The following is a 10,555-nucleotide window of genomic DNA, read 5'->3' on the forward strand; positions in this document are numbered from 1 at the left end:
TTGAGTTACAGGCTTTTTAATGCTTTTTTTATGATGGTTTCTGCTGTAGCTTCCGGATCTTCTTTGACAATCTTTTCGACTACTTTTTCAGAAGCTTTTCGAACAAATCCTAAAACTTCCAAAGCAGATAACGCTTCATCTCGATTTGTATTGTTTTGAACTACTGAAACTTCGTCTAAATCGTACAACTTTAACACTTTTTCTTTTAAATCAAGTATAACTCGCTGCGCTGTTTTGCTACCAATTCCTTTAATTGACTGAATAACTCCCACATCTCCAGATGCAATGGCGTTTATAATTTGTTTCGGCTCGATTGAAGACAACATTGTTCTTGCAATATTGGCACCAATACCAGAAACAGACAATAACATTCGGAATATTTCGCGCTCTGATTTCTCGGCGAAACCAAATAAAGTATGCGCATCTTCTTTAATTTGAAGATGCGTATACAATTTTATAAAATCAGCATTAGGAATCAGCGAAAAGGTATGCAAAGAAATATTCACATGATAACCCACTCCGCCACAATCAATTACAACTTCTGTGGGATTTTTTTCGACTAATTTCCCTTGCAAATGTGCTATCATAAATATAATTTATAGTACCAAATATACATAAAAATAAGACAAATTATTGCCTCCCTTTTACTTATGGACTATTGTGCTAATTTATTTTTTTTAATTTCTTTTTCCTGAGCATCAATAACCGCGATCGCAGCCATATTGACCATTTCTTCAACACTTGCTCCTAATTGGAAAATATGCACAGGTTTGTTAAGTCCCATCATAATTGGACCAATTGAACCTGCTTTATTTAATTCCTTCAATAGCTTGTAAGTAATGTTTGCTGACTCTAAGTTAGGGAAAACCAGTGTATTTACTTTTTTGCCTGCTAATTTAGAGAAAGGGAATTTTTCTTTAAGCATTTCAGAATTTAAAGCAAAATCTGCCTGGATTTCACCATCTACAATTAGTTCAGGATGATTTTTATGCAGATAAGCAACCGCTTCTCTTACTTTTGAAGCATTTTGATGTGTTGATGATCCAAAGTTTGAATACGAAACCATTGCAATAACTGGTTCAATACCAAACATTTTTGCAGTTTTAGCAGTCATCAATGCAATATTAATTAAATCTTGAGCAGACGGATTAATATTGATTGCAGTGTCAGATAAAAACATTGGACCACGTGCTGTAAGCATCATGTTTGCAGTTGCAACAAGTGAAGCTCCCGGCGCTTTTTCAATTAACTGAAGCATTGGTTTTACAACACTTGGGTAACTTCTTGAGTGCCCCGTAACAACAGCATCTGCCTCTCCCTCGTTTACCATCATAGCTGCAAAATAGTTTCTTTCGCGCATGAATTTTTGAGCATCAAGTAATGAAACACCTCTGCGTTCTCTTGTTTCCCAGTATGAATTTGCAAATCTATTACGTCTTCCTTCTTCTTCGTTTGTTTTAGGATCAATGATTTCAAGATCAGCATCAAAACCTAATTCTGCTTTTAATTCTAATATAATTTCCCTGTTTCCTAATAAAATAGGGAAACCAATACCATCTTCATAAACAATTTGTGCTGCTTTTAATACATTTAAATGATCTGCTTCAGCAAAAACAATTCGTTTTGGGTTTAATTTAGCACGGTTTGTAATCAAACGCACCATTTTGTTGTCGTTACCCATACGTTCGCGAAGCACATCTTCATAAGCGGCCCAATCCGTAATAGGATTTTTTGCCACCCCAGATTCCATTGCTGCTTTTGCAACTGCAGGCGCTACAACTGTAATCAATCGTGGATCAAATGGTTTAGGAATAATATATTCTTGACCAAAACCTAATTTTGTTGCACCATAAGCCACGTTAACCTGTTCTGGAACTGGTTCTTTTGCCAAAATAGCTAAAGCTTTTACAGCCGCCATTTTCATTTCTTCATTAATCTTTTTAGCACGAACATCAAGTGCACCTCTAAAAATATATGGGAAACCAAGAACGTTATTTACCTGATTAGGAAAATCAGAACGTCCCGTAGCCATAATAACATCTTTACGAGTTTCTACAGCTAAATTATAATCGATCTCCGGATTTGGATTTGCCATTGCAAAAACAATCGGATTCTCTTTCATTGTCAATAACATTTCAGGTGAAAGAATATCTCCTGAAGAAAGTCCGATGAAAACATCAGCACCTTTTACAGCTTCAGCTAATTCAATTTTAGGACCATCAATTGCATATTTTAATTGTAATTCTGAAAGTGAAGGATTATCTTTTGTTAAAAGTCCTTTACTGTTGTACATTAAAATATTCTCAACTTTTACACCTAATAAAACATATAAATCTGTACAAGCAATTGCAGCCGAACCTGCTCCTGAAACTACAACTTTAACATCTTCTGCTTTTTTTCCTGCTAATTCAAGTGCATTAATTAATGCCGCTGATGAAATGATTGCCGTACCGTGCTGATCATCGTGCATTACCGGAATATCTAATTCCTCAACCAATCTTCTTTCAATTTCGAAAGATTCTGGCGCTTTAATATCTTCAAGATTAATACCTCCAAAAGTTGGAGCGATATTTTTTACAGTTTGGATAAATTCTTCTACATTTTTTGTATCAACTTCGATATCAAAAACATCAATATCAGAAAATATTTTGAATAATAAACCTTTTCCTTCCATTACTGGTTTTGAAGCTTCAGGACCAATGTCTCCAAGTCCTAAAACCGCAGTACCATTTGAAATTACAGCTACTAAATTTCCTTTTGCTGTGTATTTATAAACGTCTTCAACGTTTGCTGCAATATCTAAACATGGCTCTGCAACACCTGGCGAATAAGCCAGCGATAAGTCTCTCTGCGTTGCGTATTTTTTTGTTGGAACTACCTGAATTTTTCCTGGAGTCGGCTCTGAGTGATACAGCAGCGCTTCTCTTCTTTTACTCTCTTTGTTCATTATTTTTAGCTTTTATTCTAGCTTACAAAGATATAAGTCTTAGTTTAAAATGGGGTGTTTTTAGTGCTTTCTTTTGTTAAAATAACAATTTATAGCCTCAAAAAAAAATAGTCCATCAAAATCAGGACTATTTTTAAAAGTATATTTTTCAGGTTTTCTTTATTGCGAAATATAAGAATTTAGATGATTTATTGTGTCTTTCTGAATTTCGATAATTGCCTTTACAACATCGCTGATGGAGATAATTCCAACTACAGTTCCGTCTTCTAAAACAGGTAAATGTCTAATTCTTTTTGTGCTCATCAGCTCCATACAATCTTCAATATTATTTGAAAGATTTACGGAGAAAACATTGCTTTCCATAATTTCATGCACAAATGTTTCTTTTGACGATTTGTCTTTTAAAACAATTTTTCGGGCATAATCTCTTTCAGACAATATTCCTTTAAGGTCGGTTCCATCAATTACAAGGATGGCTCCTATGTTTTTTTCACCCATTACTTTCAATGCTTCATATACCGTTGTAGATGAAAGTACTGAAAAAACATTTCTCCCTTTTGCGTTTAGTATTTGATTTACAGTCATATCTGAAAAAATTTAGTTTTATAAAGTTAAATAAAAAATGATAAAACTTGTTACTAAAATTTACTTTTTAAAAACCTAATTCATTCATTTTAAACAAAATACAACACATTTCGATTTTTCAAAATTATTCAACAAAGAATGAAATCAATTGAAGAAGTTTTTTGTGAAAAATTTGATTTTTTAACGATTTCAAAGTTTTTACAAAAAAGAAGCTCTTTTCATAACTTGAAAAGAGCTTCTTTTTTAATTATTATCTTTTTATAAACCTACGATGATAAATTCACTTCGTCTGTTTTGCTGATGTTCTTTTTCGGTACATTTTACTCCGTCAGCACATCTGTTTATTAATTTTGTTTCACCATAACCTTTTGCTGATAATCGGCTACCATCAATTCCTTTGCTGATAAGCCAATCTTTAGTTGACTGTGCTCTTTTATCTGATAAAATTTGATTACTTTCTGATGATGAACGGCTGTCTGTATGCGAACGTATATCTAATTTTATATTTGGATACTGATTCAAAATGTCGACAACTTTTTGCAAATCCTTTTCTGATGTTTTTTTGATAGTGGCTTTTCCTAAATCAAAAAAGTTCATTGGAATATGAAGCAATTTCGCTAAATCTGTTCCAATTTTTATTGGTCCGAGTTTAACTGGATTTACTGTTGTTTTTTTGATTTCGATTGCTTTAGATGCTAATGGTTTGAATATTTTTTGCATTGTAAAATCCAAAGTTGTTTTTCCATTTGCTTTCTTAACTGTTGTCGAAATATCTTTTATTCCGTAATCACTTTTTGAAGCTCGTATTGAATATTTTTTACCGCATTTAATCTTTGGAAAAATATAATTTCCTTTTTCATCTGTAACAATTGTCGAAAGAGGATTAAAATTTTCATCAAATAAAGTTAAACTTACATTTGATAAAACTTCATTTGATTCGGCATCAGAAATTGTTCCCATTAAATCCTGCTCGCAAACCAATCTTTTGGTTTCAGCAAAACGATAAACATCATCTAAACCGTGTCCGTTTTCTCTATTGGAAGAAAAAAATCCGTTTCTGTTTTTACTGTCAATTGTAAATGCAAAATCATCTTGTTTACCGTTTACAGGTTCGCCCACATTTTGTACATCATCTTCAATTGTACCATCAGCATTTATTTTTGTGACAAAAATGTCAAGTCCGCCCAATCCAGGACGTCCATCAGAAGCAAAATAAAGCTCGTTTTCGCCTGAGATAAAAGGAAAAGTTTCTCTTCCTTCTGTATTAATTACCGGACCTAAATTTTGAGGCTGGCCAAAAGTTCCGTCTGCATTTATGGCAACTTTAAACAAATCTGACTGTCCTAAAGTTCCCGGCATATCTGATGCAAAATACAAAGTTTTTTCATCTATACTCAAAGTAGGATGCGCCGTGCTATATTGATCGCTATTAAAAGGGAGTTCTTTTGCCTCTTCCCAAACATCATTAACAAGCTCAGATTTATAGAGTTTTAAAAGCGTTACTTGTTTGTCATTGCTTCCTCTTTTTCCGTCAGTAAAATTATTTCTGGTAAAATACATTGTTCGGCCATCTTTTGTAAAAACCGGAGTTGACTCGTTGAATCTTGATTTTTGGTTTTTACGAAATAATTTTGGCTTGCCAACACTTCCGTCTGGCATTAAATTAGCAATATATAATTTCGAAAAAGATTTGTTTGTCCATTTAAAACTCGTTTTTGCAATTCCGCCTGTATCTCTGGCCGAAGTAAAGACAATTCTTTTATCGTAAATAACACTTCCATAATCAGAATAAGGTGAATTTATTCCCGAATCGGCAACTTCATATCGTCCCGAATTTAATTTTATCTGCTCCAAATAATTTTTATCATCTCTAATCAATGAAGCTCTTTTTTCTGAACCGGCTTTTAAGTTGAATTTTTCTAAAACTTCATCGGCCTTACGATAATTTCCTGATGCTTTTAAGCACTGAGCATATCGATACAAATATTCTGGTTCCTGCTCTTCATTTAATGCAAACAGCTCTTTATACCATTGAAGCGCCGATGGCAATTCGCCAATAAAATAATACGAATTTCCAAGTCTTTGCACTATTTTTTCATCTTTAACACCTTTATCTATAAGGCTTTCGTACGCTTTTATAGCATCGGCATAAGCATAATCGTCGTACTTTTTATCTGCGGAACTTGTATTTGCTGTTTGTGCATTTGCATTGAAAAAAAGGCACATAAACAAAACAGAAAAACTTAAATTTTTAATTCTCATAGCAGGTAATAATTAGAAGAATCGTGGAGAGATCATTTTGTTAAAACTATTGAAAAACTCAAAACGAAGGAAAATTTCATGAGATCCCGAGTTGTATCGTCTTAAATCGGTGGTTTCGTGATCGTATCCATAACCAACATATAGACCTTTTGAAACTTGAAATCCAGCCATTGCACTTACTGATGCGCTCCATCGATAAGCAAGACCAACAACAAATTTGTCATAAAACATAAAGTTACCAGAAACATCAACCTGTAAAGGAGCGCCCTGAACCATTTTAGTCAATATTGCTGGTTTGAAACGGATATATTCTAATTTGTCTAGATTAAATACATAACCCGCCATTAAATAGTAATTAATTTTTTCTTTGAAAATGGCAGTATTATTATCGTCGTAACGATTTGTTTCGATGAAATTAGGAACTGAGAATCCTAAATAAGCACGATCAGAATGCCAGTAAACACCTGCTCCTATATTTGGTGTGAATTTATTATCTAAATCCTGAAACTGTTCATCGCCTTGATCTTCAAAACTCAGTTTGGTTACATCTAGATTAAATAAATTGGCTGTAGCTTTTATTCCGAAAGAAAGTTTAAACGAATCAGAAGTTGGAATACTATAAGACAAATCAGCTGACAATGTATTTTCAACAGTTGGACCAATTTTGTCATTAACCAAAGAAACGCCTAATCCTAATTTAGTATTATCTATAGGTGTGTTTACAGAAAAAGTACTTGTTTCTGGTGCGCCATCAAGTCCGATCCATTGTGTACGATACAATCCAAATACATTTAATACGCCTCGCGAACCCGCATACGCCGGATTCACAGAAATTGTATTGTACATGTATTGTGTATACTGCGCATCTTGCTGAGCGGAGCACACTACTGAAAAAAACATGAAAATTAAAATTAACTTTTTCATTTATTAAGCTTTTAAAACGGCTTGGCTAAAAGTCAAGCCGTTTATCATTTTTTATTTATTAAGATACAAGTAACCTGATTGCTCATGAGGATTTGAGTCACTATCTTTATATTTTAAGACATAGAAATAGGTTCCAACCGGCAATCCATCTGATTCTTTTATAGTCGCTCGTCCTGCTGAAACTCCAACAAAAACGCGATCTTGATTGTTATAATGATCGGTATCAAATACCAATACTCCCCAACGATTATAAATTTCAACTGTATTTTCAGGATAACATTCTATTCCTTGAATATAGAATCTTGCATTTTTAGAATCTCCATTTGGAGAAAAAGCATTCAGCACTTTGATTTGACAACCGTTAAGGCTCAATACGGTTGGATTATCTCCTGTATTGCTTGCATCATCTGATTTATCTTCAACATCAACTCCTCTTATACTAAAACCAATTGCAGTTGCCTGATTACTTACAGTACCAAGAATAATATCGTTTTGCGTGATTTTATACTGTGCTGTAAAATTGTTTTCATTAGCCTCACCTACTGCTAAGTCAAGTGTTGCGCCTGAAACTACAACTCCCGGCAAAGGATCTTTAACCGTTATTTTTGTTAGCGCAACATTACCTGTATTGGTTACTTTAAACTTATAGGTGATTGTTTCTCCAGCATTTGCGAATCCATTGCCGTTTTCATCATTAAACACTGCTGTTTTGATAATCGCAATATTTGGAACTTCAACAAAAACATTTAATGTTGCTGAACTGCAATTTGTTGAATTTGCTTTTTCACATATTTGATATACTAAAGCATAACTTCCACCCGGTGTATTTGGTTTTACATTTACTGTTCCGTCTGCATTAAATTCAAAATACGGGCTCTTAGGTGTATTAGAAATCACAACATTTGCTGGATCAATTGGCAAACCATTCAACAAGTCGTTGTCTAAAATATTAATAAACTCAAGCTGTCCATTAATTCCATCAACACTTACTTGCGGATCATCTTTTGTGATAATCTGTGGTGCTGGTGCTGGATCATCAGAATTCACAACAGTAACATTTACAACTGCCTGACTGCAATTTGATGCATTCGTAGCTTCACAAATTTGATAAGTCAATTGATACGTTCCTGATGGTGTTCCTGATTTAACATCAACAGAACCATCTGCATTTAAAATCAAATTAGGATTTGCAACTATAGTGCTTAAAACAACAGCTGTTTGATCTGGCGCTGTTCCGTTCAAACGGTCATTATTAAATATATTCAATGCTGTACTAATGCCTTTTTTAGCATCAATTGGTCCTGCACTATCATTATTTGCTTTGATTTCAAATGTTGGTCTTGCATTACATTGTGGTGTTGCCGGAGGATAACTTACCGCTATACTCACTGTCGGATTTAATGAAAACTCTATTGTAACACCTGTTCTCGTTTTTTCAAATCCATCTGCCCCTTCTATCCATTGACCATTTGTCAATAACCATCCTGGCCAGTCGACTCCAATTCCGTTGCTGTCTACAATAGCTCCAGGCCATAAAATATTTCCGCTTAATGGCAAGTTAGTTTGAGTTGCTACAACATTGTTGGCACTATCAATCCATTTTACAGTCAATAGATTACTTGTTGTAAAATTATCTGGCGTTACATTGTAGGATACATAAGGAACATCATTAGAGCAATAACTATTTGCAGTTATAGTCATTGTTGGAAGAACAACGGTAACTTTCACAGTTGCTGTTGCGCAATTTGTTGTATTTTTTTCACATACTTGATAAGTAAGCTCGTAAGTTCCTGCTGGTGCATTTTCTTTTAATACTATTGTTCCGTCTGGATTTAATGTTAAATATCCTGCTGGATCTGCAATAGTTACAGAAAGATTTACATCAGAAGCCACAATTGGCAATCCGTTTTTAGTATCATTTCCTAAAACATTTATAACAGTTACTGCATGATTAACTCCAGCAATTGGACCTGCTAAATCATCTTTCAATACTAATACATCGCCCACAACCTGGATATAACTCTTAACCGTATCGCAGTTCAGCGCATGGTCGTTGTCGCAGATCGTGTATTCCACTTCATAGCTTCCTGAGGCTGTGCCCGGAGCTACTGTTATCGTTTTGTCTGCATTCAAAGTAAGTCCTGCCGGAAGCGTGCTTACCAATGTGAAAGTCACTTCGCCTGCGCCTGTTCCTACTGTTGCCGGAGTTCCGTTAAGCGTATCGTTTGCCGTAAGCGAAATTGTCGTTCCGCCGCTGTTGCTGTTGATCGCTGTCGTGGTTTCGGTAACCGCGTCGATTACAGGAATCACAACTGGAGCATTTACCGTCAAGGCAACTGTCGCCGTCGAGCAGTTCGATGCATTGGTATTGTCGCAGATCGAATATGTCAGAGCATAAGTTCCAGCTGGAGCATTCGCGCCAAGCGTCACAATTCCAGTCGTCGGATCCAATGTCAGATAGCCTGATGGATCTTGAACTGTTGTTCTGATTTTTACTTCCGATGCCGTAAACGGCTGTCCGTTTCTGGTATCGTTGCTGATTGCTGTAATGATCGTCTGAGCCGTTGTTGATTGTGTTACCGATGCCGGATTGTCCGCATTGGCAACAAGTATATCTCCCACAACGTGAACATAACTCTTCACCGTATCGCAGTTCAGCGCATGGTCGTTGTCGCAGATCGTGTATTCCACTTCGTAGCTTCCTGATGCTGTGCCCGGAGCTACTGTTATCGTTTTGTCTGCATTCAGCGTAAGTCCTGCCGGAAGCGTGCTTACTAGTGTGAATCCTACCTGCCCTGCGCCTATTCCCACTGCAACCGGAGTTCCGTTCAGCGTATCGTTTGCCGTAAGCGAAATTGTCGTTCCGCCGCTGTTGCTGTTGATCGCTGTCGTGGTTTCGGTCACTGCGTCGATTACAGGAATCACAACTGGAGCATTTACCGTCAAGGCAACTGTCGCCGTCGAGCAGTTCGATGCATTGGTATTGTCGCAGATCGAATACGTCAGAGCATAAGTTCCAGCTGGAGCATTCGCGCCAAGCGTCACAATTCCAGTCGTCGGATCCAATGTCAGATAGCCTGATGGATCTTGAACTGTTGTTCTGATTTTTACTTCCGATGCCGTAAACGGCTGTCCGTTTCTGGTATCGTTGCTGATTGCTGTAATGATCGTCTGGGCCGTTGCTGATTGTGTTACCGATGCCGGATTGTCCGCATTGGCAACAAGTATATCTCCCACAACCTGAACATAACTCTTCACCGTATCGCAGTTGAGTGCATGGTCGTTGTCGCAGATCGTGTATTCTACTTCGTAGCTTCCTGATGCTGTGCCTGGAGCTACAGTTATCGTTTTGTCTGCATTCAGCGTAAGGCCTGCCGGAAGCGTGCTTACTAGTGTGAATCCTACCTGCCCTGCGCCTGTTCCTACTGTTGCCGGAGTTCCGTTCAGCGTATCGTTTGCCGTAAGCGAAATTGTCGTTCCGCCGTTGTTGCTGTTGATTGCTGTCGTGGTTTCAGTTACCGCATCGATTACAGGAATCACAACCGGAGCATTTACCGTCAAGGTAACTGCAGCAGTCGAGCAGTTCGATGCATTGGTATTGTCGCAGATCGAATATGTCAGAGTATAAGTTCCAGCTGGAGCATTCGCGCCAAGGGTCACAATTCCAGTCGTCGGATCCAATGTCAGATAGCCTGATGGATCTTGAACTGTTGTTCTGATTTTTACTTCCGATGCCGTAAACGGCTGTCCGTTTCTGGTATCGTTGCTGATTGCTGTAATGATCGTCTGAGCCGTTGCTGATTGTGTTACCGATGCCGGATTGTCCGCATTGGCAAC

Annotated in this window: 6 protein-coding genes; all 6 read right to left on the reverse strand. The window is 36.8% G+C overall.

Annotated elements, in window-relative coordinates; translation table 11 throughout:
- Nucleotides 1–5 precede the first annotated feature (5 nt).
- Nucleotides 6–587: a Holliday junction branch migration protein RuvA gene (gene ruvA / locus RB619_RS18855; RefSeq protein WP_115889395.1), complete on the reverse strand. Its 582-nt coding sequence runs from the start codon at nt 585–587 to the stop codon at nt 6–8.
- Between the two features lie 68 nt (nt 588–655).
- Nucleotides 656–2,947 (reverse strand): NADP-dependent malic enzyme, encoded by a 2,292-nt coding sequence (locus RB619_RS18860; RefSeq protein ID WP_308100402.1) that lies wholly within the window; start codon nt 2,945–2,947, stop codon nt 656–658.
- Nucleotides 2,948–3,106: 159 nt separating this feature from the next.
- On the reverse strand, nt 3,107–3,532 hold the full coding sequence (locus RB619_RS18865; protein ID WP_308100404.1) for a CBS domain-containing protein: 426 nt from the start codon (nt 3,530–3,532) through the stop codon (nt 3,107–3,109).
- A gap of 258 nt (nt 3,533–3,790) precedes the next feature.
- A complete protein-coding gene (locus RB619_RS18870; protein WP_308100406.1) occupies nt 3,791–5,794 on the reverse strand; it encodes an OmpA family protein in 2,004 nt (667 codons plus the stop codon).
- A gap of 12 nt (nt 5,795–5,806) precedes the next feature.
- Nucleotides 5,807–6,718, reverse strand: a complete 912-nt coding sequence (locus RB619_RS18875; RefSeq protein WP_308100408.1) for a type IX secretion system membrane protein PorP/SprF — start codon at nt 6,716–6,718, stop codon at nt 5,807–5,809.
- A 51-nt stretch (nt 6,719–6,769) separates the two neighbouring features.
- Nucleotides 6,770–10,555, reverse strand: a 3,786-nt coding sequence (locus RB619_RS18880) for a gliding motility-associated C-terminal domain-containing protein (protein ID WP_308100410.1), incomplete at its 5' end; no start/stop codon positions are given.

This window comes from Flavobacterium sp. LHD-80 (assembly GCF_030929605.1).
Classification (GTDB): Bacteria; Bacteroidota; Bacteroidia; order Flavobacteriales; family Flavobacteriaceae; genus Flavobacterium.

Bases quoted from the DNA above. Each gene is read 5' to 3' on its own strand.
- ruvA (WP_115889395.1), bottom strand. From the start codon at position 587: ATGATAGCACATTTGCAAGGGAAATTAGTCGAAAAAAATCCCACAGAA.
- RB619_RS18860 (WP_308100402.1), bottom strand. From the start codon at position 2,947: ATGAACAAAGAGAGTAAAAGAAGAGAAGCGCTGCTGTATCACTCAGAG.
- RB619_RS18865 (WP_308100404.1), bottom strand. From the start codon at position 3,532: ATGACTGTAAATCAAATACTAAACGCAAAAGGGAGAAATGTTTTTTCA.
- RB619_RS18870 (WP_308100406.1), bottom strand. From the start codon at position 5,794: ATGAGAATTAAAAATTTAAGTTTTTCTGTTTTGTTTATGTGCCTTTTT.
- RB619_RS18875 (WP_308100408.1), bottom strand. From the start codon at position 6,718: ATGAAAAAGTTAATTTTAATTTTCATGTTTTTTTCAGTAGTGTGCTCC.